Source organism: Neobacillus niacini (genome assembly GCF_048572935.1).
GTDB classification, from domain to species: domain Bacteria; phylum Bacillota; class Bacilli; order Bacillales; family Cytobacillaceae; genus Neobacillus; species Neobacillus niacini.
This window is the reverse complement of record NZ_CP183883.1, coordinates 5,113,833-5,140,502: the sequence shown is the minus strand read 5'-3', so window position 1 is coordinate 5,140,502 and position 26,670 is coordinate 5,113,833. Positions and strand designations below refer to the sequence as shown.

26 protein-coding genes are annotated in these 26,670 nt (G+C 39.1%); 25 read left to right on the top strand and 1 reads right to left on the bottom strand.

The features are described from left to right. Positions 1 to 45: 45 nt before the first annotated feature. The 10 genes from def (at position 46) to spoVM (ending at position 9,074) form a co-directional block, all read left to right on the top strand. Complete coding sequence (gene def / locus ACN6MT_RS25115) at positions 46 to 531, top strand: peptide deformylase (protein ID WP_419888538.1); 486 nt, start codon at positions 46 to 48, stop codon at positions 529 to 531. After that, positions 528 to 1,472, top strand: a complete 945-nt coding sequence (gene fmt, locus ACN6MT_RS25110) for a methionyl-tRNA formyltransferase (RefSeq protein WP_419888537.1) — start codon at positions 528 to 530, stop codon at positions 1,470 to 1,472. Before def ends, fmt begins: the two co-directional genes overlap by 4 nt. 1 nt (position 1,473) lies before the next feature. After that, on the top strand, positions 1,474 to 2,823 hold the full coding sequence (gene rsmB / locus ACN6MT_RS25105; RefSeq protein WP_419888536.1) for a 16S rRNA (cytosine(967)-C(5))-methyltransferase RsmB: 1,350 nt from the start codon (positions 1,474 to 1,476) through the stop codon (positions 2,821 to 2,823). Positions 2,824 to 2,826: 3 nt separating this feature from the next. Then, positions 2,827 to 3,918, top strand: coding sequence for a 23S rRNA (adenine(2503)-C(2))-methyltransferase RlmN (rlmN, locus tag ACN6MT_RS25100; RefSeq protein WP_063251632.1), 1,092 nt, complete (start codon positions 2,827 to 2,829; stop codon positions 3,916 to 3,918). Between the two features lie 5 nt (positions 3,919 to 3,923). After that, complete coding sequence (locus ACN6MT_RS25095; protein WP_419888535.1) at positions 3,924 to 4,676, top strand: Stp1/IreP family PP2C-type Ser/Thr phosphatase; 753 nt, start codon at positions 3,924 to 3,926, stop codon at positions 4,674 to 4,676. Next, a complete protein-coding gene (pknB, locus tag ACN6MT_RS25090) occupies positions 4,676 to 6,643 on the top strand; it encodes a Stk1 family PASTA domain-containing Ser/Thr kinase (protein ID WP_419888534.1) in 1,968 nt (655 codons plus the stop codon). The genes ACN6MT_RS25095 and pknB overlap by 1 nt, the downstream gene beginning before the upstream one ends. Positions 6,644 to 6,661: 18 nt before the next feature. Beyond that, the gene (gene rsgA / locus ACN6MT_RS25085) at positions 6,662 to 7,543 is read left to right on the top strand and encodes a ribosome small subunit-dependent GTPase A (protein WP_419888533.1); all 882 of its coding nucleotides are present in this window, start codon (positions 6,662 to 6,664) and stop codon (positions 7,541 to 7,543) included. Position 7,544: 1 nt separating this feature from the next. Then, positions 7,545 to 8,189 carry a ribulose-phosphate 3-epimerase gene (gene rpe, locus ACN6MT_RS25080; RefSeq protein WP_419888532.1) on the top strand — a complete coding sequence of 215 codons (645 nt, stop codon included), beginning with the start codon at positions 7,545 to 7,547 and terminating at the stop codon, positions 8,187 to 8,189. 57 nt (positions 8,190 to 8,246) lie between these two features. Continuing rightward, positions 8,247 to 8,894, top strand: a complete 648-nt coding sequence (locus ACN6MT_RS25075) for a thiamine diphosphokinase (RefSeq protein ID WP_419888531.1) — start codon at positions 8,247 to 8,249, stop codon at positions 8,892 to 8,894. Between the two features lie 96 nt (positions 8,895 to 8,990). Further along, the gene (gene spoVM / locus ACN6MT_RS25070) at positions 8,991 to 9,074 is read left to right on the top strand and encodes a stage V sporulation protein SpoVM (RefSeq protein WP_035445740.1); all 84 of its coding nucleotides are present in this window, start codon (positions 8,991 to 8,993) and stop codon (positions 9,072 to 9,074) included. 101 nt (positions 9,075 to 9,175) lie between these two features. On the opposite strand, the gene rpmB is transcribed toward spoVM, so the two are convergent. Further along, entirely contained in the window at positions 9,176 to 9,364 is a 189-nt protein-coding gene (rpmB, locus tag ACN6MT_RS25065; protein ID WP_045515302.1) for a 50S ribosomal protein L28, read from the bottom strand. Between the two features lie 360 nt (positions 9,365 to 9,724). Between rpmB and ACN6MT_RS25060 the strand changes: the two genes are divergently transcribed. The 15 genes from ACN6MT_RS25060 (at position 9,725) to ffh (ending at position 26,576) form a co-directional block, all read left to right on the top strand. Next, positions 9,725 to 10,087 carry an Asp23/Gls24 family envelope stress response protein gene (locus ACN6MT_RS25060; protein ID WP_063251637.1) on the top strand — a complete coding sequence of 121 codons (363 nt, stop codon included), beginning with the start codon at positions 9,725 to 9,727 and terminating at the stop codon, positions 10,085 to 10,087. A gap of 36 nt (positions 10,088 to 10,123) precedes the next feature. Then, a complete protein-coding gene (locus ACN6MT_RS25055) occupies positions 10,124 to 11,806 on the top strand; it encodes a DAK2 domain-containing protein (RefSeq protein ID WP_419888530.1) in 1,683 nt (560 codons plus the stop codon). Positions 11,807 to 11,908: 102 nt separating this feature from the next. After that, positions 11,909 to 12,571, top strand: coding sequence for an L-serine ammonia-lyase, iron-sulfur-dependent subunit beta (sdaAB, locus tag ACN6MT_RS25050; protein ID WP_063251639.1), 663 nt, complete (start codon positions 11,909 to 11,911; stop codon positions 12,569 to 12,571). A 38-nt stretch (positions 12,572 to 12,609) separates the two neighbouring features. After that, entirely contained in the window at positions 12,610 to 13,488 is an 879-nt protein-coding gene (gene sdaAA / locus ACN6MT_RS25045) for an L-serine ammonia-lyase, iron-sulfur-dependent, subunit alpha (RefSeq protein ID WP_063251640.1), read from the top strand. A gap of 1 nt (position 13,489) precedes the next feature. Continuing rightward, positions 13,490 to 15,538 carry an ATP-dependent DNA helicase RecG gene (gene recG / locus ACN6MT_RS25040; protein WP_419888529.1) on the top strand — a complete coding sequence of 683 codons (2,049 nt, stop codon included), beginning with the start codon at positions 13,490 to 13,492 and terminating at the stop codon, positions 15,536 to 15,538. 117 nt (positions 15,539 to 15,655) lie between these two features. Next, positions 15,656 to 16,240 (top strand): transcription factor FapR, encoded by a 585-nt coding sequence (gene fapR, locus ACN6MT_RS25035; protein ID WP_063251642.1) that lies wholly within the window; start codon positions 15,656 to 15,658, stop codon positions 16,238 to 16,240. Beyond that, positions 16,237 to 17,241, top strand: a complete 1,005-nt coding sequence (gene plsX, locus ACN6MT_RS25030; RefSeq protein ID WP_419888528.1) for a phosphate acyltransferase PlsX — start codon at positions 16,237 to 16,239, stop codon at positions 17,239 to 17,241. The genes fapR and plsX overlap by 4 nt, the downstream gene beginning before the upstream one ends. A 14-nt stretch (positions 17,242 to 17,255) precedes the next feature. Further along, positions 17,256 to 18,203: an ACP S-malonyltransferase gene (gene fabD / locus ACN6MT_RS25025; RefSeq protein WP_419888527.1), complete on the top strand. Its 948-nt coding sequence runs from the start codon at positions 17,256 to 17,258 to the stop codon at positions 18,201 to 18,203. Then, the gene (gene fabG / locus ACN6MT_RS25020) at positions 18,200 to 18,943 is read left to right on the top strand and encodes a 3-oxoacyl-[acyl-carrier-protein] reductase (protein WP_063251645.1); all 744 of its coding nucleotides are present in this window, start codon (positions 18,200 to 18,202) and stop codon (positions 18,941 to 18,943) included. The genes fabD and fabG overlap by 4 nt, the downstream gene beginning before the upstream one ends. Positions 18,944 to 19,012: 69 nt before the next feature. Continuing rightward, the gene (acpP, locus tag ACN6MT_RS25015; protein ID WP_045515275.1) at positions 19,013 to 19,246 is read left to right on the top strand and encodes an acyl carrier protein; all 234 of its coding nucleotides are present in this window, start codon (positions 19,013 to 19,015) and stop codon (positions 19,244 to 19,246) included. Positions 19,247 to 19,410: 164 nt separating this feature from the next. After that, positions 19,411 to 20,151 (top strand): ribonuclease III, encoded by a 741-nt coding sequence (gene rnc, locus ACN6MT_RS25010; protein WP_419888526.1) that lies wholly within the window; start codon positions 19,411 to 19,413, stop codon positions 20,149 to 20,151. Positions 20,152 to 20,215: 64 nt separating this feature from the next. Continuing rightward, positions 20,216 to 23,782, top strand: coding sequence for a chromosome segregation protein SMC (gene smc / locus ACN6MT_RS25005; RefSeq protein WP_419888525.1), 3,567 nt, complete (start codon positions 20,216 to 20,218; stop codon positions 23,780 to 23,782). 20 nt (positions 23,783 to 23,802) lie between these two features. Continuing rightward, positions 23,803 to 24,792: a signal recognition particle-docking protein FtsY gene (ftsY, locus tag ACN6MT_RS25000; RefSeq protein WP_419888524.1), complete on the top strand. Its 990-nt coding sequence runs from the start codon at positions 23,803 to 23,805 to the stop codon at positions 24,790 to 24,792. An 86-nt stretch (positions 24,793 to 24,878) separates the two neighbouring features. Then, entirely contained in the window at positions 24,879 to 25,211 is a 333-nt protein-coding gene (locus tag ACN6MT_RS24995; RefSeq protein WP_034675720.1) for a putative DNA-binding protein, read from the top strand. Between the two features lie 12 nt (positions 25,212 to 25,223). After that, complete coding sequence (gene ffh, locus ACN6MT_RS24990) at positions 25,224 to 26,576, top strand: signal recognition particle protein (protein ID WP_034675717.1); 1,353 nt, start codon at positions 25,224 to 25,226, stop codon at positions 26,574 to 26,576. Positions 26,577 to 26,670 lie beyond the last annotated feature (94 nt).

Here is a 26,670-nt window from a genome sequence, read left to right as displayed (position 1 = left end):
TAAAGATAAAAATCGGACAACTACGATTTAGATGGAGGAACACCTTTGGCTATACGAAAAATTGTTATGTACCCAGCTGAGGTACTTGAAAAAGAATGCAGACCTGTAGAGAAGTTTGACAAAAAGCTTGCTAAATTGCTTGATGATATGTATGACACTATGATTCAATACGATGGTGTTGGTCTGGCTGCCCCACAGATTGGGATAGATGAACGAATTGCAATCGTCGATATTGATGATGAATCAGGGACGATTGAGATGATTAATCCTCGTGTTATTCATACATCAGGAGAGCAAACCGGTCCAGAAGGGTGTTTAAGCTTCCCAGATCTTTTTGGTGAAGTTACAAGACCAAATCATGTGACAATCGAGGCATTTAACCGTAAAGGAAAAAAATACACGCTCGAAGCGGATGAATTTCTCGCAAGGGCGATACAACACGAAATTGATCATTTAGACGGGGTATTATTCACATCAAAGGTAAGCCGATATCTCGAGGAAGATGAGTTAAAAGGAGTAGAAAGTGAATGACGAGGATTGTTTTTATGGGTACCCCAGACTTCTCAGTACCCGTGCTGCAAAGAATTATAGATGATGGATATGAGGTTATTGGTGTTGTTACCCAGCCAGATCGACCGGTGGGGAGAAAAAAAGTACTAACACCGCCGCCTGTCAAAGTTGAGGCATTGAAGCATGGAATCCCTGTCTTTCAACCTGAAAAAATTCGCCAAAAAGAGGAACAGGAAAAAATCCTTTCTTTGAATCCTGATTTAATCATTACAGCCGCTTTTGGACAAATACTTCCGAAAGAAATATTAGAAGCACCAGCACATGGTTGTATTAACGTCCACGCCTCACTTCTTCCTGAGCTCCGGGGAGGTGCACCTATACATTATGCTATCATTCAAGGCAAGAAGAAAACAGGGATAACCATTATGTATATGGTTGAAAAGTTGGATGCAGGTGATATATTAACTCAAGTAGAAGTAGAAATTGCCGAAGAAGACAATGTGGGAACCCTTCATACAAAGTTAAGCAAGGCTGGTGCAGACTTATTATCTGAAACTTTGCCAAATTTACTAAAAGGAAAATTAACACCTATCCCTCAGGATAATGAGAGGGCAACATTTGCTTATAATATTAAACGTGATCAGGAAAAGATTGATTGGTCCAAAACCGGCCAAGAAATTTATAATCATATCCGTGGGCTAAACCCCTGGCCAGTTGCTTTTACCACTCTTGATGGTCAAACGTTAAAAATCTGGCGTTCAGAAAAGGTCGCGGGTACAAAAATAGAGGAGCCTGGGACAGTCATAAAAAACGAACCTGATGGTATAACGGTATCAACGGGTGATGACACTGCTATTAAGATTATTGAACTGCAGCCATCTGGAAAAAAGAAAATGTCATGTGAGGAGTTTTACAGAGGTGCAGGATCGAAAATCTTAGTTGGCAGCAGACTAGGAGAATAAAATGACCAATAAAAAGAAAAATGTCCGTGAAGCAGCGGTAGAGTTACTCGAAAACATTGAAAAGAACCAATCATATAGTAATTTATTATTGAATAGTACCATTGAAAAAAACAAAATTTCCCCTATTGATATCGGTTTACTAACTGAGTTAACATATGGAACATTACAAAGACGGATGGCATTAGATTACTTTCTAAAGCCATTCATTAAAAATAGCAAAAAGTTGGAAAGTTGGGTGCGTCAGCTACTAAGGATAACCCTCTATCAAATGGTATACCTTGATAAAATTCCAGATAGAGCTGCTATATTTGAAGCGGTAGAAATTGCCAAAAGACGAGGTCACAAAGGTATTTCAGGGATGGTAAATGGTGTGCTTAGAAGTATTCAGCGTGAAGGACTGCCATCTTTAGAAGTGGTTAGTGATTCAATTGAAAAGCTATCAATTGAAACGAGCCACCCAGAATGGCTCGTTAAGAGGTGGGTGGACCAATTTGGTTATGAAAGAACAAAAGAAATGTGTGAGGTCAACCTAACGGCACCACTGCAGACAGCAAGAGTTAATCTAACAAAAACGAGCGTCCGTGAAGTAATCGAGGATCTTGATGAGGAAGGCTTCCTAGTTGAAAAAAGTCCCATTATACCCGAAGCCATTAGGGCATTGAAAGGAAATTTGGCACTTTCAAGGGCATTTAAAAAAGGCTTGATTACGATACAAGATGAAAGTTCAATGCTAGCGGCCTATGCACTAGCTCCCAGTGAAAATGAATTAATTTTGGATGCATGTGCCGCTCCTGGCGGTAAAACGACGCATATTGCTGAAAAAATGAAACTAACTGGCGGAGTGATCTCGCTTGATTTACATGAACATAAAGTAAAATTAATTAATGAAAATGCTAAACGTTTAGGTTTGGGCAATATAAGGACAATTTCAATGGATTCACGTAAGGCAGGAGAACAGTTTCAAGAGGAATATTTTGATAGAATTCTTCTTGATGCCCCGTGTTCAGGGCTGGGTGTTATGAGAAGGAAACCTGACATGAAATATACAAAAAAAGAACAGGATCTTTATCAATTAAGTACCATCCAACAAAATTTATTAAACTCTGTCTCACCTTTAGTGAAAAAAGGTGGAATTCTTGTCTACAGTACGTGTACAGTAGATAAAGAAGAAAACGAAGGTACAGTCTTAAAATTTTTACAAGAGCATCCTGAATTTGAAATAGATGCTTCATTAAAAGGAAGAATGCCTGAGGCAATCCAACCCCTGGTAACAGATGGTTTTTTACAAATACTTCCCCAGGATATTGGCTCTGACGGATTCTTTATCGCATGCTTAAGAAAGAAGGTGTAACAGTTGGAACAACTAAATACAACTGAGAACAATACAACATTGGACATTAAAAAAACTTCTATTTATTCCCTGCAGCTACATGAGCTCAAGGAATGGCTGACGAATAATGGTGAAAAGCCTTTCCGAGCAGAGCAAATTTATGACTGGCTCTACAAAAAAAGAATTACATCGTTTGAGGATATGAATAATTTATCAAAAAGTTTACGTGACAAGCTTTCTGACAATTTTCAGATTACTACATTAAAAACGGTTATAAAGCAATCTTCTTCTGACGGTACCATTAAATTTCTGTTTGAATTGCATGATGGATACTCAATCGAGACGGTCTTAATGCGCCATGATTATGGAAATTCGGTGTGTGTAACAACGCAAGTTGGGTGCCGGATTGGTTGTACATTCTGTGCTTCAACACTTGGCGGGCTTAAGCGTCATTTAGAAGCGGGTGAAATTGTTGCGCAGGTTGTAACAGTGCAGCAAGCGCTTGACGAAACAGACGAGCGTGTAAGCTCCGTAGTTATTATGGGAATTGGTGAACCCTTCGACAATTATGATAATATGATGTCGTTTCTAAAAATCATAAATCATGACAAAGGATTGATGATTGGTGCACGTCATATAACAGTATCAACTAGCGGTATTGTACCGAAGATTTATCAATTTGCAGATGAAAATATGCAAATTAATTTTGCGATTTCACTTCATGCGCCTAACACTGAATTAAGGTCTCGGTTAATGCCTATTAACAGAGCATATAAACTAGATGACTTAATGAAATCCGTAAGGTATTATATCGATAAGACGGGGCGCCGAATTAGTTTTGAATACGGACTCTTTGGCGGTGTTAATGATTCTGTTGAACATGCAGAAGAATTGGCGTCCTTATTAAAAGGACTTAAATGCCATGTTAATCTAATTCCGGTCAATTATGTGCCAGAAAGGGACTATGTACGTACCCCTAAGGATAAAATCTTTGCATTTGAAAAAACACTCAAAAACCGTGGTATTAATGTAACCATTCGCCGGGAGCAAGGTCACGACATTGACGCAGCATGTGGACAACTTCGTGCAAAGGAGCGAAAAGAAGAGACGAGGTGACAGCGTTGAAAGCTGTGTATAAGACGGATGTAGGGAGAATTCGAAAGAATAACGAAGATAGTGTTGGTATATTCTTAAATCGAGACGGGCAGCGCCTTGCCATCGTAGCTGATGGTATGGGCGGTCACCGTGCTGGTGACGTTGCCAGCAGCATGACATTAACCACATTAAAAGAGATGTGGGAGGAATCCGAAGGGATTCAAACGGCCGAACAAGCAGAAGAATGGTTAAAATCAAAGATTATTCAAGTGAATAGGGTTTTATTTGACCATGCAAACAGTCACGATGAATGTGATGGAATGGGTACAACGATTGAAGCTGTCATTACCACACATATATTTGCAACCATTGCACATGTTGGAGACAGTCGTTGTTATATTTTAAATGAATCGGGATTTCAGCAATTGACTGAAGATCATACTCTAGTTAATGAATTAGTTCGTACCGGGCAAATATCGAAAGAGGATGCCGAACATCATCCTAGAAAAAATGTTATTATGAGGGCTCTCGGCACTGAACAGAATGTATCAATAGATATTAAAACCATTACTTTTGAAGAAGGAGACAACCTCTTATTATGCTCTGACGGACTTTCGAACAAAGTAAGTGAAAGCGAAATTGCTGATATTCTAAAGAACAAAGATGATTTAGAGAGAAAAGCAAATACGTTAATCTCGATTGCAAATGAGCGTGGCGGCGAGGATAACATTTCACTGGCAATTGTAGAGTTTTCTGATACCAGCGAGGGTGGTTTATAATGTTGATTGGAAAACGTTTAAGCGGTCGATATAAGGTGTTAGAAATGATTGGCGGCGGCGGAATGGCAAATGTCTATTTAGCCCACGACATGATTCTTGACCGTGATGTAGCCGTTAAAATGCTTCGCCTTGATTTTGCCAATGATGAGGAATTTATTCGCAGGTTTCGCAGGGAAGCACAATCAGCGACAAGCTTAGCTCACCCAAGTATCGTAAGTATTTATGATGTGGGAGAAGAGGATGATCTTTATTTTATTGTAATGGAATATGTTGAAGGTCAAACACTAAAACAATACATACAACACAACTCACCGTTACAAGTTGAAGAAACAATTGATATTATGAAACAATTAACCTCTGCTATTTCTCATGCCCATCAAAATCATATTATCCACAGGGATATCAAGCCTCAAAATATTCTTGTTGATCGTTTTGGAAATGTGAAAATAACCGATTTTGGCATTGCGATGGCTCTTAGTGCAACAAGTATTACCCAAACTAACTCTGTCTTGGGTTCGGTACACTATTTGTCACCAGAACAAGCACGTGGAGGCATGGCAAATAGGAAATCGGATATTTATTCTCTTGGAATAGTCATGTTTGAATTATTAACGGGCAGACTTCCTTTTTCAGGTGAATCTGCAGTCTCGATTGCATTAAAACATTTGCAATCAGAAACTCCTTCCGTAAGAAGGTGGAATCCGAACGTCCCCCAAAGTGTTGAAAATATCGTGTTAAAGGCGACTGCCAAGGATTCCTTTCATCGGTATAACAGTGTAGATGAAATGGAGGACGATTTAAGGACTGCACTTGATTCAGAGAGAATAAATGAAGCTAAATTTGTAATTCCTATTGATGATGAAGCAACTAAAGCGATTCCTATTATAACGAATGACCGTCCATTGCAAAATCTTGATGAAACCTTAGTACATAGTGATAAAATCTCAGACAATGTCAAAAAAGATTCAGTAAATACAACGAAAGACAAGAAAAAACGTAAAAAGTGGCCTATTATATTAATTTCAACCTTTTTATTGTTATTATTGCTGGGATTATTCACTATTACAGTTTTACCAGACTTATTATCCCCTAAAGATGTAAGCATACCTGATATCAGCGGGATGGAATTGGATGATGCCATTGCCAAATTGGAAGCAGCTGGCCTAAAGGCTGGCGAGGAAGAAGAAATACCTGATGATGAAATCGAAGAGGGTAAAGTTATAAAAACCAGTCCTGAAGCGGAAAGTACAGTAAAAGAGAATACTTCTGTCAAAATATTTGTAAGTACTGGTAAGGAAAAGATAGAATTAGAAGATTATGTTGAAAGAAACTATAAGGATGTAAGTCCTTTATTGGATGAGCTAAACTTTAAAGATATTACTATTACTGAAGTATTTGATGAAAGTGAAGCTGGTACCATTCTTAACCAAGAACCTGAAGCAGGTCAAGAAATAATACCTGATGAAACAATATTAATATTGGAAGTAAGTAAGGGACCCGAACCAATTGTCCTAAGAGACTTAACACAATACAGCACAAAGGGTGCACAGGAATATTTAGATTCTGTTGGACTTAAATTTGAAATTTCAGAAGAAAAGTTTGATGAGTTGGTTCCGAAGGGAAGTATTATTTCTCAGTCACCTCTGCCTAATACGGAAATGAAAATGGGTGACAAGGTTTCTGTTGTTATTTCAAAAGGCAAGGAAGAAAAACCGCCAAAAGATGTAACGAGAGATATCACTATTGAGTACAACCCTATAATACCCGGGCAAAAACAGAGAGTCCTTATTTATATCGAGGATATGACTCATAGTATGACTGAGCCTGCGGAAGACTTTGAAATTACTTCAACAACCAGAATTCCAATTACATTGAAAATTCCATTCAATGGAAAAGGCGGTTATAGAGTCCAACTTGACGATAGAGTTATTGCACAAGAAACGTTGAATTATCAAGAGTTAGAATAAACTTCAAGGAGTGTGGCTATGCCTGAAGGGAAAATTGTAAAAGCATTAAGTGGTTTTTATTACGTACTTCATGATGGAGTAATGATTCAGTGCCGGGGAAGAGGTGTTTTTCGGAAAAACAAAATTACACCACTAGTCGGTGATGAGGTCATTTTTCAGGCTGAGAATGAACGTGATGGTTATATTATGGAGGTTAAGGAAAGGAAGAATGAACTGGTTCGGCCGCCTATTGCAAATGTCGATCAGGCCATTCTTGTCTTTTCCGCTGTCGAACCTGATTTTAGTACCGTTTTATTAGACCGTTTTCTCGTCCTTATAGAATATAACCATATTAAACCACTTATTTGCATTACAAAAATGGATTTAACCAATGAGAAAGAAAAAGAGGCCATTAAAGAATATGCTGAACAATACAGAAATATTGGTTATGAAGTATTACTAACTTCATCTGAAACAGAAGCGGGTATTGAGGGTTTAACCCCGCATGTAGAAGATAAAATATCCGTTTTTGCAGGTCAATCAGGTGTGGGAAAATCGTCACTTTTGAATGTGTTGCGACCTGAACTTGAACTGAAAACCAACGATATTTCCTCACATTTAGGCAGGGGAAAGCACACCACCCGGCATGTTGAATTAATTAGCATAGGTAATGGCCTCATTGCTGATACACCGGGATTTAGTTCTTTAGAATTCACCGATATTGAAGCTGAAGAGTTAACCTATTGCTTTCCGGAGATCGCAAGAGAAAGCGAAAAATGTAAATTTCGAGCCTGTTTACATATAAGTGAGCCTAAATGTGCAGTGAAAGCAGCGGTTGAGACACAAACAATTACTCAATATCGCTATCAACATTATGTTGATTTCCTTCAAGAAATAAAAGAAAGAAAGCCGAGGTATTAAAATGCTGAAAATTGCACCTTCCATCCTTTCTGCTGATTTTGCTAAATTAGGTGATGAAATCATAGCAGTTGAAAAGGCTGGGGCTGACTATATTCATGTTGATGTTATGGATGGTCATTTCGTTCCAAACATTACGATAGGACCATTAATTGTGGAGGCGATTCGACCTGTGACAAAGCTTCCTCTGGATGTCCATTTAATGATTGAAAACCCTGACCAATATATAGAGAATTTTGCTAAAGCTGGAGCTGATTATATTACAGTACATGTTGAAGCATGCCGGCACCTTCACCGGACGATTCATCATATTAAATCATTTGGGATTAAAGCAGGGGTGGTGTTGAATCCAGCGACTCCTGTTAATACCATAGAGCATATTTTAAAAGACATTGATATGGTTTTATTAATGTCCGTTAATCCGGGGTTCGGCGGTCAAAAATTTATTCCTGAAGTCCTTCCAAAGATTAGAAAAGTTAAGGAAATGGCAGACTCCATTGGAAAAGACCTTGAAATTGAAATCGATGGCGGAGTCAATTCGGAAACGGCAAAACTATGTGTAGAGGCAGGAGCGAACGTTCTTGTTGCTGGATCTGCTATTTATGATCAAGAGGACTACGCAACAGCGATCTCATTATTAAGAGGATAAAAAGTGAAAAGCCGGCTAAATGCTGGCTTTTTGCGTAGAAAAAACAGGGGGCATAAAATGAATATAAATATCTTGGCAGGAGGTCCTGTACAGTTCCTTCCCAATTTACATACATACACTAGTGAAAATGACATTTGGGTTGGTGTGGACCGCGGGGTATATACTCTCATTAATAAGGATATTACACCTGCGATTGCTTTTGGCGACTTCGATTCTGTTTCCAAAGAAGAGTTACTGGTAATTGAAAATCATGTAAAAGAACTGAAAAGGTATAAGCCTGAAAAAAATGAAACAGATATGGAACTTGCTTTGAATTGGGCCATAGAACAAAAGCCTGCTTCCATCCGTATTTTTGGAGCGACTGGAGGGAGATTAGACCATCTTTTAGCGAATATTCACTTGCTGGTGAAACCGATGATGGCAGAACATGAGATAAATATTGTTCTTATTGATAATCAAAATATTTTATCATTAAAAGGACCGGGACGTTATAAAATTGAAAAGAGGGTAGATAAAAAGTATATTTCTTTTGTTCCTCTTACCCTTGAGATAAAAGGTCTCACTCTTCGTGGCTTTAAATATCCATTGGAAAATCGTCATATTTCCATCGGCTCTACACTATGTATTAGTAATGAACTTATTAGTGATTATGGTACTTTTTCATTTTCAGAAGGCATATTATTAGTGATAAGAAGTAATGATTAATACAATTTTTTTGAGGTACTGATTTCGTCCGTTTGAATAAAATAGTAAGGGCGTACGAGAGATGTTAGATGTGTGAGATGGTGAGGAGGGACATAAATGAAGTTTTATACAATTAAACTGCCAAAGTTTTTAGGTGGACTTGTCCGAGCGATGATCGGTGCATTTAAAAAGAATGAATAGAGAATCTGTTTAAGCACCTATTTAATGGGTGCTTTTTTATTTTGAGGAAATAGGGGTAAGATAGTAAGAAAGGGCACCCTCTTGAAGGATGCCCTGACATATTAAACGCGTTCTACTTTACCAGCTCTTAACGCTCTTGTAGAAACCCAAACACGCTTAGGCTTTCCATCAACAAGAATACGTACTTTTTGTAGGTTAGCACCCCATGTACGCTTGTTAGCGTTCATAGCGTGAGAACGTGCGTTACCAGTTGTAGTTTTCTTTCCAGTTACAACACATTTACGTGGCATAATGATTCCCTCCTTAATACCCAAAGCTTTATACAGCATTTACGTTATTGTCTAAAGATACTTTAATAATTTATCATACAACCAGTTTGAATGCAAGAGTGATTAATAAACCTTTCAAGAAAAATACCTTGACATGCCAAGTTATTGTTTGTAAATACTATAAGAAGAAAGTATCGCTTTCAAATTTTTCTTGACTATAGTAAAATGACTTTAGTCAAGGTAGTGTCCTAAATATTGTTGTTAAAATCATAAAGCCGATTTTAACGCGGAAATATTTATTTTGCGCTTTAGAAAATTAGTATGCAAGCACTTTTTCTAAGAGCTCAGTCAAGGAGCAATTTCCAAAAGGGGGAACGATTCATGTCCATCGAATTAAAAACTAAGTTCGGACAAATTGATATTTCAAATGAAGTAATCGCCACCATCGCTGGAGGTGCCGCTATCGATTGTTATGGTATTGTCGGTATGGCATCAAAGAGCCAAATAAAAGACGGTCTTACAGAAATTTTAAGAAGAGAGAATTTTACTCGTGGAGTTATTGTTCGCCAAGAGAATGAAGAAGTACATATTGATATGTATATAATTGTCAGCTATGGAACAAAGATTTCCGAGGTTGCTCATAACGTGCAATCAAAGGTGAAATACACACTTGATAAGACCGTTGGACTTGCCGTTGACTCGGTAAATATTTACGTTCAGGGAGTTCGTGTGACGAACCCATAAGTGGTGTAACGAACCGCTAGTAGAGGAGGAAAGTTTGTGTCTATTACAGCTTTAGATGGAAAACGTTTTGCAGAAATGGTGATTCAAGGTGCGAATCACCTGGGAACCAATGCGAAAATGGTGGATGCATTAAACGTTTTTCCTGTGCCCGATGGTGATACTGGAACGAATATGAATTTATCAATGACCTCAGGGGCAAAGGAAGTAAAAAATAATGTCCAGGAACATATTGGTAAGGTAGGAGTTGCTTTATCAAAGGGTTTACTTATGGGGGCTCGAGGCAACTCCGGGGTTATCCTTTCCCAATTATTTCGTGGATTTTCAAAAGCAATTGAAACCAAAGCAGCGATCTCTGGTGTAGAATTTGCAGCAGCATTAGAAACAGGTGTCGAAACAGCCTATAAAGCGGTAATGAAGCCGGTAGAAGGAACGATTTTAACGGTTGCAAAGGATTCTGCAAAAAGAGGTGTTCAGGCTTCCCAAAAATCGAACGATATTATCGAGATAATGGAAGAGGTTTTAAAAGAAGCAAAAGCATCGCTTAAGCGTACACCAGACCTGCTTCCGGTTTTAAAAGAAGTTGGAGTTGTCGATAGCGGTGGCCAAGGGCTAGTTTTTGTTTATGAAGGATTTCTAGCTGAACTAAAAGGCGAGAAACTGCCAGATTCGCCTGAAGCCTATCCTACTATGGACGAAATGGTCAGTGCGGAACATCATAAAAGTGTTCAAGGTCATATAAATACGGAAGATATTGTATTTGGCTATTGCACAGAATTCATGGTCAAGTTTGAAGACGCAAAGCTGGCAAAGCATCCGTTTGACGAACAGGTTTACAGGAATGATCTTAGTAAACTTGGTGATTCCTTACTAGTTATTGCCGATGACGAGGTTGTGAAGGTACATATTCATTCTGAACAGCCTGGTGATTGCCTAAGCTACGGACAGCGATACGGAAGCCTAATCAATATTAAAATTGAAAATATGAGACAGCAGCATTCCAATATTGTTGGAGAAACACACACACCGTTAGTTTCTGATAAACCTCAAGTTCCTAAAGAACAGCAGGAGTATGGGATTGTTACTGTGTCGATGGGTTCTGGTATTGCTGACTTATTCAAAAGTATCGGTGCACATGCGGTTATTGAAGGCGGACAAACGATGAATCCGAGTACAGAGGATATTGTTAAAGCCGTTAAAGAAGTGAATGCGAAAAAAGTATTTATTCTCCCGAATAATAAAAATATTATTATGGCTGCGCAGCAAGCGGCGGATGTATCAGATGAAGAAATTTATGTAATCCCGTCTAAAACAGTCCCTCAAGGTTTATCTGCACTTTTAGCATTTAATCCAGCTGGAAGTGTATTGGCGAATGAAGCTGCTATGACAGAAGCTATGCAGCATGTGAAAACGGGTCAAATTACATTTGCAGTTCGCGATACCCAAATCGATGGGTTAGAAATTGAAAAAGATGATTTCATGGGAATTGCAGAAGGTAAAATTGTTGTAAAAAACAAGGATAAAGCAAAAGCTGCAGAAGATTTGCTTGCTGAGATGGTGGATAGTGATTCGGAAATTTTAACCATCATTTATGGTGAAGACGTAACCCAGGAAGAGGTTAATGCACTAACAGCGTTTGTAGAAGAGAATTTTGAAGACGTAGAAGTGGAACTTCATAATGGAAAACAACCATTATATTCATTTATCTTTGCAATTGAATAAGTGATAAAATTAGAAGGGGAAACCCTTCTTTTTTCTTTTTTCTGTGTTATAAATATAAATGGATAACGAAAAAGATTTATTTGTCCTAGGGGGAGAAGACGAATGAAATATAGAAGCGTGTTTGACATAATTGGACCCGTTATGATTGGGCCATCTAGCTCGCATACTGCTGGTGCTGCCAGAATAGGCAGAGTTGCAAGGAGTTTATTTGGCAGGGAACCAAAATGGGCAAATATATCATTATACGGCTCGTTTGCTAAGACGTATAAAGGACATGGGACGGATGTTGCGATTATTGGTGGTTTGTTAGATTTTGATACCGATGACGTAAGAATAATAAATGCAATTGATATAGCGAAGGAACGGGGTATTAAACTTCGATTTATAGAAGAAGAAGCCATTACGGATCATCCAAATACAGCGAGAGTAATCATCGGTGATGATAAAGGCGAATTAGAGCTGGTAGGAATCTCAATTGGCGGAGGCAAAATTGAAATAACCGAGTTAAACGGTTTTGAATTGAAATTATCAGGAAACCATCCAGCAATATTAGTGGTTCATAATGATCGTTTTGGTGCCATTGCGAGTGTTTCGAATGTATTGGCAAAATACGAAATTAATATTGGTCATATGGAAGTATCAAGAAAAGAAATTGGAAAGCTTGCTCTTATGACCATTGAAGTAGACCAAAACATAGATAAAATTGTTATTCAAGAATTAGAACAATTACCAAACATTCTGAAGGTAACAAAGATTGTGGATTAGCTAGACGTTGACCATATTAACAACAAGGGGGAAGGCAATTGTTTCGAAATGTTGCAGAGTTAGTTGAGCTTGCGATTAGTAAAAATAAAAAAATCTCTGAAATTATGATTGAGCAAGAAATGGAAGTAACCGGACGTACCCGGGAGGAAGTGCTTGCTTTTATGGACCGTAATTTAAGGGTTATGGAAGAAGCGGTTGAGCGGGGGATAAAAGGAGTAAAATCGCACTCTGGTTTAACCGGAGGAGACGCTGTCCTTATGCAAAAATATATTGAAAAAGGCAACTTCCTTTCAGGTAAAACCGTACTTGATGCTGTGAGCAAAGCCGTTGCTACGAATGAAGTAAATGCAGCGATGGGTACCATTTGTGCTACACCAACTGCAGGTTCAGCTGGTGTTGTACCGGGCACACTATTTGCAGTAAAAGAAAAACTAAATCCGTCTAGAGAGGAAATGGTGGCATTTCTTTTTACAGCAGGAGCTTTTGGTTTTGTTGTTGCGAACAATGCTTCGATTTCAGGTGCAGCAGGCGGTTGTCAAGCAGAGGTTGGTTCTGCTTCAGGTATGGCCGCAGCCGCTATTGTTGAAATGGCAGGCGGCACTCCAGAGCAATGTGCTGAAGCGATGGCCATTACATTAAAAAATATGCTTGGTCTTGTCTGTGATCCTGTTGCGGGTCTTGTCGAAGTACCATGTGTAAAAAGAAATGCAATGGGTGCAGCCAATGCGATGGTGGCTGCAGATATGGCTTTAGCAGGCATTACAAGCAGAATTCCATGTGATGAAGTCATTGATGCTATGTACAAAATCGGACAATCAATGCCGACAGCGTTAAAAGAAACCGCACAGGGAGGGTTGGCGGCAACTCCGACAGGTCGTGAACTCGAGGCTAAGATCTTCGGTATTCCGCGCGTATAAGGTGAATCAATATCTAAAACAGCCAGTTACAGTCTTAAAGGGAATCGGGGAAGAAACGGCTGAGAGTTTAGCAGAAATGAAAATTTATACAGTCTTAGATTTATTAGAGTATTTTCCATACCGGTATGAAGATTATCGGCTGCGCGAGCTCTCAGAGGTAAAGCATGATGAGAAAATTACTGTAGAAGGGAAGGTTCATAGTGAGCCTTCTCTTACATATTATGGCAGGAAGAAATCTAAACTGATGATTAGAATGTTCGTTGGAAACTATTTAATTAAGGTTGTGTTTTTTAATCAGCCTTATTTAAAATCGAAGATTATTATGAATGAAACCATTACGGTTACAGGTAAATGGGACGCCCATCGGCAAACAATTACTGCTAATGAAATGCAGGTTGGACTAAATACAAAAACAAAAGATTTTGAGCCGGTATACTCACTAAAAGGTAAAATCACGACCAAGGGAATGCGCAAATTTATTTCAATTGCTTTTCAACAATTCGGTCAATATATCGAGGAAAGTTTACCTTTATCACTTGTGAAAAAATATCGCTTGTTAGACCGTAATGAGGCTCTCAGAGCCATGCATTTTCCAGTTAATCAAGAGGACGTAAAACAGGCCCGCCGCCGTTTGGTTTATGAGGAATTTTTGTTATTTCAATTAAAAATGCAGGCATTACGGAAATTTGAACGAGAGCACTCACCTGGAATTGAGCAAAAATATCTAGAAACAAAGGTGGAGCAATTTATTCAATCATTGCCTTTTCCGTTGACCAATGCACAGAGTCGTGTTGTATCGGAAATCCTTAACGACCTAAAATCTCCTTTAAGAATGAATCGTCTTCTGCAAGGAGATGTTGGTTCTGGGAAAACAGTGGTTGCAGCGATTGGATTATATGCAAGTGTTACGGCTGGCTACCAAGGAGCATTAATGGTACCAACGGAAATCCTAGCAGAACAGCATGCTGAATCGCTTAATGGGTTATTAGAACCCTTCGGTCTTAGGTGTGAATTGTTAACGAGTTCGGTTAAAGGGAAAAGAAGAAGAGAGATTCTTCAACATGTATCTGAAGGAACAGTAGATATATTAATAGGGACGCATGCACTTATACAAGATGAGGTTACCTTCAAAAGACTGGGATTTGTCATAACCGACGAACAGCATCGCTTTGGGGTTGAACAACGGAGGGTTTTACGAGAAAAAGGAGAAAATCCTGATGTCCTATTCATGACTGCGACACCGATACCAAGAACACTTGCTATAACCGTTTTTGGTGAGATGGATGTATCGATTATTGATGAAATGCCAGCTGGAAGGAAAGCGATAGAAACCTACTGGGCAAAACCGGAAATGTTGGGACGAGTTCTTTCTTTCATCGAAAAGGAGTTGATAAAGGGTCATCAGGCCTATGTGATTTGCCCATTGATTGAAGAATCCGACAAGCTGGATGTTCAAAATGCAATTGACGTTCATACTACACTAACCCACCATTTTCAAAATCGATATAAGGTTGGACTTATGCATGGGCGGTTAAGCTCAGAAGAAAAAGATACCATTATGAAGGCATTTAGTACCAATGAGGTACAGGTGTTAGTTTCCACCACAGTAGTAGAAGTTGGAGTGAATGTTCCGAATGCTACGATGATGGTGATCTATGACGCCGAAAGATTTGGACTTTCCCAGCTCCATCAGCTTCGGGGAAGGGTTGGCCGAGGCAGTGACCAATCTTATTGTATTTTATTAGCGGATCCAAAGTCAGAAGTAGGTCAGGAGAGAATGCGAATCATGACCGAAACAAATGACGGATTTGTTTTAAGTGAAAAGGATCTCGAATTACGGGGACCTGGAGACTTTTTTGGTAAAAAACAAAGTGGAGTCCCAGAATTTAAGCTTGCAGACATGGTTCATGATTACCGTACGCTCGAAACCGCTAGAAATGACGCAACACTAATGATCCAATCAAAAACCTTCTGGACACGAAGCGAATACCAATACCTTAGAAACCAGTTAGAAGACACCGGTGTATTAGAAGGAGAAAAATTGGACTAATTTACAAAAACTGCCTGGAAGCAGATTGCAAGAATAAAAACTTATTCTTGCAATCTGCTTTTTCTAATTTTATACTACTATTAGTACCTAGTCATAATAGCTCGGACGGTGTATGATATGAGAAGAACAAAAAAAGAACGCCAACAAATGCTAAAGGAAACCATAAAGGAAAATCCTTTTATAACTGATGAAGACCTTGCAGAAAAATTTCAAGTTAGTGTACAAACGATTCGCCTAGATCGTTTGGAATTATCAATTCCTGAACTACGGGAAAGGATAAAGTATGTTGCTGAGAAAAAATTTGAAGATGAGGTCAGGTCTCTGCCATTAGAAGAAGTAATTGGTGAAATAATTGATATTGAACTCGATCAAAGTGCGATTTCAATATTTGATGTTAGAGAAGAGCATGTTTTTATACGAAACAAGATTGCTCGGGGACACCATGTTTTTGCCCAGGCAAACTCACTAGCAGTAGCGGTAATAAATGATGAATTGGCGTTAACGGCAAAGGCAAATATTCAATTTAAGCGTTCTGTCAAACAAGGTGAACGAGTGATTGCCAAAGCAAAAGTTTTAAAAATAGACGACGGCCTTGGCAGAACAATTGTTGAAGTAACAAGTTATGTTAATAATGAACTTGTCTTTAAAGGTGAATTCGAAATGTACCGTTCAGAAAAATCATTAAAGGATGAGAAAAGATGAAAATAGCGATCGATGCAATGGGCGGCGACCATGCGCCTAAAGAAATCGTAATCGGTGCGATGAAAGCTGTAGAAGCATTTTCAGATATACATATTACCCTAGTGGGCGATGAAACAAAAATTAAAGAATACTTAACGAACCAAGAACGTATAAGCATTTTACATACATCCGAGGTAATCCTTGGTACGGACGAACCTGTTAGGGCTGTTCGCCGTAAAAAAACTGCCTCTATGGTACTAGCTGCACAGCAAGTAGCTGACGGAAATGCAGACGCCTGTATATCAGCAGGAAATACAGGTGCATTAATGGCTGCTGGATTATTTGTAGTTGGCAGGATTGAGGGCATTGATCGCCCAGCACTTACACCAACTTTACCGACGATTGGTGGAGAGGGTTTTCTATTACTGGATGTTGGGGCGAATGTAGATGCCAAGCCTGAGCATTTGCTGCAATATGCGATAATGGGATCCATTTATAGTGAAAAGGTAAGAGGCATAGTGAAGCCGCGAGTAGGTCTTCTTAATATCGGAACCGAAGAAAAGAAAGGGACTGACCTAACAAAACAGGCATTCGAACTTTTAAAAAATGCAAATGTAAATTTTGTAGGCAATGTAGAGGCCAGGGATTTGCTTGATGGTGCAGCAGATGTTGTTGTAACGGATGGGTTCACTGGGAATATGGTATTAAAAACGGTTGAGGGTACAGCACTTTCCATGTTTAAAATGCTAAAAACTACGTTAATGAGCAGTCTTAAAAGTAAACTTGCTGCAGCCGTTTTAAAGCCAGAGTTCAAAGTTTTAAAGAACACATTAGACTATTCAGAGTATGGCGGTGCAGGCCTATTTGGCTTAAAGGCGCCCGTAATCAAAGCACATGGTTCCTCTAACGGACAAGCTATTTTTAGTGCAATTCGTCAAACGAGGGAAATGGTTGAAAAGAATGTAGTTGGTCTCATCAAAAAATCTGTTGAAGATGAGAAAACATCTAAAATAGAAGTGTAAGAAGGGGTGCGGAAATGGGGAAAATCGCGTTTGTATTTCCTGGTCAGGGCTCACAAACAGTTGGTATGGGACATTCACTTGCTGAACAGTATCCTGAGGTAATGCAATATTTTAAAAAAGCAGACGAGAGACTTTCAGTTGAATTGAGTAAGCTTATTTTTGAGGGACCTCAAGAAGAATTGACAAAAACAGTAAATACACAGCCGGCCTTATTAACAACGAGTTTGGCTATTTTAGAAAGATTTCAAAAAGCAGCTATTAAGCCTGATTTTGTCGCTGGACATAGTCTTGGTGAGTACACAGCACTTGTAGCAGCTGGTGCTTTAACCTTTGAGGATGGTGTCTACGCTGTAAGAAAAAGAGGGGAATTTATGGAGGGAGCTGTACCAAATGGTGAAGGTTCCATGGCAGCCATATTAGGACTTGACCGTGAACCTCTATCTAAGGTAACAGCTGAAGTTAGTGATACTGGTTTCCCAGTTTCTCTGGCAAATTTAAATTGTCCTGGTCAAATTGTTATCTCGGGTTCTCGAAAAGGGGTTGAGCTTGCTAGCGCAAGTGCAAAAGAAGCCGGCGCAAAAAGAGCGATTCCTTTGGAGGTCAGTGGACCATTCCACTCTTCTTTAATGAAGCCAGCAGCCAGTGAACTTCGACAGGTTCTAGATGAACTTGATATGAAAGATGCCGGCATACCTGTAATTGCTAACGTTTCAGCAAATCCAATGACCAAGGCAGAAGAGATAAAGGAAAATTTAATTGAACAGCTTTATTCACCTGTTTTATGGGAAGATTCTGTTGTGAAGATGATTGATTTAGGTGTTGATACATTTATTGAAATTGGTCCTGGAAAGGTACTTTCAGGGCTAATTAAGAAAATTAACCGCAGTGTTAAAACATATTCGATTTCGGATGAGGAAAGCTGTCAATCTGTTATTGAGGCATTAAAGGAGGAAAATCTATGACACTAGAAGGCAAAGTTGCCCTAGTAACCGGCGCATCAAGAGGGATTGGCAGAGAAATTGCCCTTGAGCTTGCTAGACAGGGAGCCAATGTCGCCGTGAATTATGCTGGCAGTGAAGGTAAAGCCAATGAAGTGGTAGATGAAATAAAAGCATTAGGTCAAGAAGCATTTGCAATTAAGTGTGACGTATCCAATAGCGAAGAAGTAGCTGCAATGGTAAAAGAAACAGTCGATCGCTTTGGTAAATTGGATATACTTGTCAATAATGCAGGGATCACAAAAGATAATTTATTAATGAGAATGAAAGAAGAAGAATGGGATGATGTTATTAATATCAATCTCAAAGGTGTTTTTCTATGTACCAAAGCGGTAACTCGTCAAATGATGAAGCAGCGTGTCGGTCGTATTATTAATATCACCTCAGTTGTTGGTGTAAGTGGAAATCCAGGTCAGGCAAACTATGTTGCCGCAAAATCAGGTGTTATTGGTTTAACAAAAACGACAGCGAAAGAGCTTGCTTCTCGTAATATTACAGTAAATGCAATTGCTCCAGGCTTCATTACAACCGATATGACAGATAAATTATCGGATGAAGTAAAAGGTGAGATGTTAAAACAGATCCCGCTTGCACGACTGGGTGAGCCTAAGGATATTGCTAAAATGACAGCATTCTTGGCTTCCGATGACGCTTCATACATTACAGGACAAACTCTTCACATTAACGGCGGCATGGTCATGTAATTTTTTATTAAAGTATGTGTATTATTTTTTTGATATACTTTATAATAGCTTGAGGGGAGGTGAACTAGAATGGCAGAGGTATTAGAGCGTGTAACAAAAATCATCGTTGACCGTTTAGGCGTAGATGAGTCACAAGTTAAACTTGAAGCTTCATTCAAAGATGATCTTGGTGCTGATTCCCTTGACGTAGTTGAACTAGTTATGGAATTGGAAGATGAGTTTGATATGGAAATTTCTGACGATGATGCTGAAAAAATCGGCACAGTTGGTGATGCTGTTAATTACATAAATAGCAAAAATTAATTCGTTGGATTTCTTCAAAAGCTCCGTTTTCAAACGGAGCTTCTTTCTGTATTATAAGACTTGGCAGTCTTAAAAAAATACTGCCAGGTTTCTTTGCGTTTTGAATTGATTTTACTTAAACTATTGATAGGTATGTGTAAAAAATATGCAAGGTGGAGACTTTAATGCGCAGAAAAGGTAAGGAAAAAGAAATGAACAATCGCGCAAAAGAAAATCAATTTAAGGATTTTCAAACGAGGATCGGTATTCATTTTGAAAATGAAAAACTATTAAAACAAGCATTTACTCATTCATCCTATGTGAATGAGCATCGCAGAAAGCCTTATGAAGATAATGAAAGGCTTGAATTTTTAGGGGATGCCGTACTAGAACTAACGGTTTCAAAGTTCTTGTTCTTAAAATATCCAATGATGAGTGAGGGAGAGCTGACAAAGCTCCGGGCTGCTATTGTCTGTGAGCCTTCACTTGTAACCATGGCAAACGAACTTAGCTTTGGCAAGTTGATCTTGTTAGGCAAGGGTGAAGAAATGACAGGGGGCAGGGAGCGCCCAGCACTGTTAGCGGATGTATTCGAAGCATTTATTGGTGCACTTTACTTGGATAAAGGACTTGAGGTAGTAAACGGATTTCTAGATAAAGTGGTCTTCCCTAAAATAAATGAGGGTGCTTTTTCTCATGTGATGGATTTCAAAAGCCAGCTTCAAGAACTAATTCAAAGAGATGGGACCGGTTTAATTGAATATAAGGTATTAATTGAAAAAGGCCCTGCTCATAGCAAAGAATTTGTTTCAAGAGTCTCATTAAATGGTGAAGAATTAGGTATCGGTACAGGTAAATCAAAAAAAGAAGCTGAACAGCATGCCGCCCAAATGGCATTGGAGGTCTTAAAGGCTAAATCATCATAGAAAAACAACCATAGAATGCTAAGCTAAGGAAAGATTCCGGCCAAGCTCTAGGGAGGAAAAGGATATGTTTTTAAAACGGTTGGACATCATTGGCTTTAAATCTTTTGCAGATCGTATTGGGGTGGATTTTGTTCAAGGAGTCACTGCTGTAGTTGGCCCAAATGGAAGTGGGAAAAGTAATATAACAGATGCCATCCGCTGGGTATTAGGTGAGCAGTCTGCGAAATCACTTAGAGGCTCCAAAATGGAAGATATCATTTTTGCGGGAAGCGATTCTAGAAAGCCGTTAAATTATGCGGAAGTGACGTTAACGCTGGATAATCAGGACGAAGGATTAGCCATCGATTACAATGAAGTGAGTGTAACGAGGAGAGTCACCCGTGCAGGAGATAGTGAGTATTTAATTAATAAACAGCCTTGCAGACTTAAAGATATTATAGATTTGTTTATGGACTCTGGTCTTGGCAGAGAAGCTTTTTCCATTATCAGCCAAGGGAAAGTGGAAGAAATTCTCAACAGTAAGGCGGAAGACCGAAGAACCATCTTTGAAGAAGCTGCAGGTGTTTTGAAATATAAAAATCGTAAGAAAAAAGCAGAAGTTAAATTAGCAGAAACACAGGATAATTTAAATCGAGTGAATGATATTCTTCATGAACTCGAAGGACAAGTTGAACCACTGAAGATTCAGGCCTCCATGGCAAAAGATTATTTAGAGAAAAAAGCAGAACTTGAAAACATCGAAGTAGCCTTAACCGTTTATGATATTGAAGATTTACACCAAAAATGGACCCATCTATCGGAGCAGCTAACAGAGCATCAGCAGGAAGAAATTAAACTTTCGGCCCAGCTGCAAGTAAAGGAAGCAAAGATAGAAGAAACAAGGGACCACATTGCTGCACTTGATGAGTCGATTACTGATTTGCAAAATGTTCTCCTCCATGCAAGTGAGGAACTTGAAAAGTTAGAAGGCAGGAAAGAGGTACTAAAAGAACGCAAGAAAAATGCCTCTCAAAATAGAGCCCAGCTCGAAAAGGGTATTAGTGAACTGACGGATAAAATCTCACATTTAAAACGTAACAAACAAAATCAAGAAGCCTTAGTGAATCAACTGAATGAACAGGTAAATTTACTTCAAACACAGTTAAAAGAAAAACAGGGGAAATTGGCGTTATTTACCGAAAATATTGAAGAAAAAATTGAAGCTTTAAAAAGTGAATATATTGAACTTTTAAATGAGCAAGCTGGTGCAAAAAATGAGCTTAAGTTTATTGATCAGCGGCTAGAACAGCAAGAAACAAAGAGCTCACGCCTTGACTCTGAAAATGTTAAATTCCTTGAGGAAAGGGAACATGCTCAAGATAAAATGCTGCAAGTTCAGGCAGTACTAGAAGAGGTACAATCAAGGCTCTCCAGTCAGGTTACAAGTTTTAGGGAGAAGCAGCGCAAGCTTGAGAATGTCCAAAATAACTATCAAAAGCAAGAAAAGACTTTATACCAGGCTTATCAAATTCTTCAACAGGCGAAATCAAGAAAAGAAATGCTTGAGGAACTGGAAGAAGACTACTCTGGATTTTTCCAAGGCGTAAAAGAAGTATTAAAAGCTAGGGGAAAAAAGCTGCACGGAATTGAAGGTGCTGTTGCCGAGCTTATAACGGTGCCTAAGGAGTACGAGACAGCACTTGAAACAGCGTTAGGCGGAGCCTTGCAGCACATAGTCGTAGATACGGAACAAAATGCTCGTATGGCTATTCAATACTTGAAACAGAATTCATACGGGCGAGCAACCTTTTTACCTTTAAGCGTTATTAAAGGCCGATTATTGTCATCCTCTCAAGTTTTATCTATTCAAAACCATCCTTCACTGATAGGGAGTGCAGTAGATCTAGTAAGCTTTGATCCTAAGTACTCTGAGGTAATAAGTAACCTTTTAGGTAATGTTATTATTACAAAAGATTTAAAGGGTGCTAACGAAATGGCTAAAACCCTCCAGTATCGTTGTCGTATGGTTACTTTAGATGGCGATATCGTGAATCCAGGCGGGTCAATGACAGGCGGGGCACAAAAGCAAAAGACAAGTTCGTTATTAACGAGAAAAGGTGAGCTTGAAGAGTTGAAAGAAAAGCTCATCATCATGAGTGAAAAAACTTCAAGTTTAGAAAGTCATGTAAAGTCATTAAAAGCGGATGTTAAAACACATGAACTAGAGCTAGAAAAATTGCGAAGGTTTGGTGAAGAATTAAGACAACAGGAGCAAACATTAAAAGGTGATCTCCGTGAAGCTGAATTTGAAGCCAAAAATATTAACGACCGCTTGAAAATTTATGACCTTGAAAAAGGTCAATTAATAGAGGAACAATCAACGATAACAATCCGATCATCTGAACTTAAGGAAGCGATTGCTGGCTTTAAAGAAAAGATAACTTTTCTTGATAGTCAAATTGCTAAACTTACAGAACAAAAAACGAATGATATCTCATCAAAAGATACACTGATGAAGGAAATAACGGATTTAAAAGTGGAATATGCTTCAAAGAATGAGCAATTTGTAAATTCAAAAGATCGTTTAGGTATGATCGATGAAGAATTAAACGAGAGCCAAGAGCGGTTCGCGCTATATAAAGAGGATCTTATGCTGCTTACATCGGAAATGGAGGGGAGTACTTCCGGTGAAGAACAGTTAGAGATTGCTGCAAAACGTAAACAGCAGGACAAGGAAGAAACCATTTCACTTATCTCGTCTAGGAGGCAGGAACGGCTCCAAATGCATTCGGCACTTGAAGATGCCGAAATTGAGGCAAAAGAAATAAAGAGACTTCATAAAGGGATGGTTGAAGTTTTAAAGGATGAAGAAGTGAAAATCAATCGCTTGGATGTGGAACTTGAAACAAAGCTTGCACATCTTAGAGAAGAATATTTACTTTCTTTTGAGGGAGCGAAAGAACAGTATCCACTCGATTTGCCAGTAGAAGAAGCTAGGAAAAAGGTAAAGTTGATTAAACTTGCCATCGAGGAACTTGGGAGTGTCAATATTGGAGCCATTGAAGAATACGAGAGAGTTTCGGAAAGATATGAATTTTTAAATGAGCAGAAGAACGACCTCCAAGAGGCGAAGGATACACTTTATCAAGTCATCGACGAAATGGATACTGAAATGAAAAAACGTTTTGAACAGACGTTTTATGGAATTCGTGAGCAATTTGAACCTGTGTTCCGAGCGTTATTTGGCGGTGGAAGAGCAGATTTAAAACTTACCCACCCAGAGGATTTATTAAATACAGGTGTAGAAATCGTTGCACAACCACCGGGTAAGAAGCTTCAAAACCTTGGGTTATTATCAGGGGGAGAACGAGCATTAACAGCGATTGCATTGCTGTTCTCAATTTTAAAAGTCCGTCCTGTGCCGTTTTGTATATTGGATGAGGTAGAAGCAGCATTAGATGAGGCAAACGTTTTTCGTTTTAGTCAATACTTGAAGAGGTTTAGTTCTGAAACACAGTTTATTGTTATCACTCACAGAAAAGGTACGATGGAAGAAGCGGATGTTTTATATGGTGTAACCATGCAGGAATCAGGTGTCTCAAAGCTCGTTTCTGTCCGGCTGGAGGATACGAAGGAGCTTGTTGAAACTTAAATCATAGGAAGTGAAGAAGAATGAGTTTTTTTAAAAAGTTAAAAGAGAAAATAACGCAACAAACAGAGGCTGTAACCGAAAAATTTAAAGACGGTCTCTCGAAAACGAGAAATAATTTCTCTGGCAAGGTAAATGACCTTGTAGCTAGGTACCGAAAAGTAGACGAAGATTTCTTCGAGGAATTAGAAGAAATCTTAATCCAGGCAGATGTAGGCTTTGATACCGTTATGAAGCTAATCGAAGAGCTGAAGATGGAAGTGAAACGCCGAAATATCCAGGATCCACAAGAAGTTCAAAGTGTTATTTCAGAAAAGCTGGTCGATATTTATAATGCAGGAGAGGAGCAATCTTCTAAGTTAAATATACAAGAGGATGGACTTACTGTTATTTTATTTGTCGGTGTTAACGGTGTGGGAAAAACCACGACCATCGGGAAACTTGGTCATAAGTTTAAGACTGAGGGAAAATCTGTTTTATTAGCAGCAGGTGACACTTTCCGGGCTGGTGCCATTGAACAGTTAGAAGTGTGGGGAGAAAGAGTCGGAGTAGACGTGATTAAACAGGCAGAAGGCTCTGACCCAGCAGCTGTTATGTATGACGCAATTAAGGCTGCTAAATCTCGGAAAGTAGACATTTTGATTTGCGATACTGCTGGGCGCCTACAAAACAAAGTCAACTTAATGAAAGAGCTAGAAAAGGTAAAAAGGGTAATCGAGCGTGAGGTACCCGGTGCACCACATGAGGTTCTGCTCGTACTAGATGCAACAACGGGTCAAAACGCACTTATTCAGGCTAAGACTTTTAAAGAGGTAACGAATGTAAGCGGGATTGTTCTTTCCAAACTGGACGGTACAGCAAAAGGCGGTATTGTCTTAGCGATTCGAAATGAATTGAAAATCCCTGTTAAATACGTCGGTCTTGGTGAAAAAATGGATGACCTACAGGAATTTAACGCAGAGCAGTATGTTTATGGGTTATTTGCCGACCAAGTGGATGATGCTGTAAATTGATGTAAAGATATTTTCTTGACAGACTTGAAATGACTGTGTAAACTACATTTGTAAAGGCTTTTCACTTAACAAAGGGAGGGATAAGCATGCTTGAAAAAACAACACGAATGAATTATCTTTATGATTTCTATTATTCGTTGTTAACACCAAAGCAGCAAAGCTATATGTCTCTCTATTATTTAGATGATTACTCACTTGGAGAAATCGCTGAAGAGTACGCTGTAAGCCGTCAGGCTGTATATGATAATATCAAACGTACGGAAGCTATGCTTGAGGAGTATGAAGAAAAGCTATTACTATTTCAGAAATTTCAAGAGCGCAGTAAACTATTGAAGCATGTAAAAGAATTGCTAATTGAAGAAGACCCATCAAAGCAGGCAATGCTGGAAGTGGTTGCCGAGCTTGAGAAATTAGATTAGGAGGCGGCATAAATGGCGTTTGAAGGATTAGCCGACCGACTGCAGAATACGATTCAAAAAATCCGTGGAAAAGGCAAAGTAACGGAAGCGGATGTAAAAGAAATGATGCGTGAAGTCCGTCTCGCACTACTCGAGGCCGATGTTAATTTTAAGGTCGTTAAAGACTTTGTTAAAAAAGTCAGCGAACGTGCAGTAGGACAAGAAGTACTAAAAAGCTTAACCCCTGGTCAGCAGATTATTAAAATTGTTAATGAAGAATTGACAGAATTAATGGGCGGTGAGCAAAGTAAGATTGCTGCCTCTAATCGTCCTCCTACTGTGATCATGATGGTTGGATTACAAGGTGCTGGTAAAACGACAACGACAGGTAAGCTTGCCAACCTGCTTCGTAAAAAGTATAACCGTAAGCCAATGCTTGTAGCAGCTGATATTTACCGCCCTGCTGCCATTAAGCAGCTTCAAACTCTTGGAAAACAATTAGATATGCCAGTATTCTCTCTTGGTGACCAAGTAAGCCCAGTGGAAATCGCTAAGCAAGCTATTGCGCAGGCAAAAGAAGAACATCATGACTATGTTCTCATCGATACTGCGGGTCGTTTACATGTCGATGAAAACCTAATGGGTGAGCTAAAGGACATTAAAGAGCTTACGAAACCTGATGAAATCTTTCTCGTAGTTGATGCAATGACAGGTCAGGACGCAGTTAATGTAGCTCAAAGCTTTAATGAACAACTTGGGTTAACTGGGGTTGTCTTAACAAAGCTTGATGGTGATACGCGAGGCGGGGCAGCGCTGTCCATTCGTGCTGTTACTCAAACACCTATTAAGTTTGTGGGTCTAGGGGAAAAAATGGACGCCATTGAACCATTTCATCCTGAACGGATGGCCTCTAGGATTCTCGGCATGGGTGACGTGCTTACCCTAATTGAAAAGGCACAAGCAAATGTTGATGAGGCAAAGGCAAAAGAGCTTGAGCAGAAAATGCGGACGGCATCTTTTACGCTTGACGACTTTTTAGAGCAACTGGGACAAGTCCGTAATTTAGGGCCTCTTGATGAATTATTAAAGATGATGCCTGGTGCAAACAAAATTAAAGGTTTGAATAATATTCAAATTGAAGAGAAGCAAATTGCACACGTAGAAGCCATCATTCGGTCTATGACCACTGAAGAAAAGAGTCATCCAGAAATTCTGAATTCAAATCGTAAACGAAGGATTGCCAAAGGAAGCGGCAGAACCGTTCCTGAAGTAAACCGTTTATTAAAGCAGTTTGAAGATATGAAAAAGATGATGAAGCAAATGACAGGAATGCAGCAAAAAGGTAAGAAAAAAGGCGGATTTAAATTTCCGTTTAAACCTTTTTAAAACGAAAAGCGGAAGCGCCTTGTTCAGGGGCGACAGGCATAAGACGAGACGGCGAGAAGGTTGTTCTTTAACCTTCTTGACGGGGTGGCTTATG

Coding starts and splice junctions, on each gene's coding strand:
- ACN6MT_RS25060 (WP_063251637.1), top strand. CDS start 9,725: ATGTCCATCGAATTAAAAACTAAGTTCGGACAAATTGATATTTCAAAT.
- rpmB (WP_045515302.1), bottom strand. CDS start 9,364: ATGCCACGTAAATGTGTTGTAACTGGAAAGAAAACTACAACTGGTAAC.
- fmt (WP_419888537.1), top strand. CDS start 528: ATGACGAGGATTGTTTTTATGGGTACCCCAGACTTCTCAGTACCCGTG.
- pknB (WP_419888534.1), top strand. CDS start 4,676: ATGTTGATTGGAAAACGTTTAAGCGGTCGATATAAGGTGTTAGAAATG.
- rsmB (WP_419888536.1), top strand. CDS start 1,474: ATGACCAATAAAAAGAAAAATGTCCGTGAAGCAGCGGTAGAGTTACTC.
- ffh (WP_034675717.1), top strand. CDS start 25,224: ATGGCGTTTGAAGGATTAGCCGACCGACTGCAGAATACGATTCAAAAA.
- ACN6MT_RS24995 (WP_034675720.1), top strand. CDS start 24,879: ATGCTTGAAAAAACAACACGAATGAATTATCTTTATGATTTCTATTAT.
- rnc (WP_419888526.1), top strand. CDS start 19,411: ATGCGCAGAAAAGGTAAGGAAAAAGAAATGAACAATCGCGCAAAAGAA.
- rpe (WP_419888532.1), top strand. CDS start 7,545: ATGCTGAAAATTGCACCTTCCATCCTTTCTGCTGATTTTGCTAAATTA.
- fapR (WP_063251642.1), top strand. CDS start 15,656: ATGAGAAGAACAAAAAAAGAACGCCAACAAATGCTAAAGGAAACCATA.
- sdaAB (WP_063251639.1), top strand. CDS start 11,909: ATGAAATATAGAAGCGTGTTTGACATAATTGGACCCGTTATGATTGGG.
- fabD (WP_419888527.1), top strand. CDS start 17,256: ATGGGGAAAATCGCGTTTGTATTTCCTGGTCAGGGCTCACAAACAGTT.
- plsX (WP_419888528.1), top strand. CDS start 16,237: ATGAAAATAGCGATCGATGCAATGGGCGGCGACCATGCGCCTAAAGAA.
- fabG (WP_063251645.1), top strand. CDS start 18,200: ATGACACTAGAAGGCAAAGTTGCCCTAGTAACCGGCGCATCAAGAGGG.
- smc (WP_419888525.1), top strand. CDS start 20,216: ATGTTTTTAAAACGGTTGGACATCATTGGCTTTAAATCTTTTGCAGAT.
- ACN6MT_RS25075 (WP_419888531.1), top strand. CDS start 8,247: ATGAATATAAATATCTTGGCAGGAGGTCCTGTACAGTTCCTTCCCAAT.
- ftsY (WP_419888524.1), top strand. CDS start 23,803: ATGAGTTTTTTTAAAAAGTTAAAAGAGAAAATAACGCAACAAACAGAG.
- spoVM (WP_035445740.1), top strand. CDS start 8,991: ATGAAGTTTTATACAATTAAACTGCCAAAGTTTTTAGGTGGACTTGTC.
- acpP (WP_045515275.1), top strand. CDS start 19,013: ATGGCAGAGGTATTAGAGCGTGTAACAAAAATCATCGTTGACCGTTTA.
- rsgA (WP_419888533.1), top strand. CDS start 6,662: ATGCCTGAAGGGAAAATTGTAAAAGCATTAAGTGGTTTTTATTACGTA.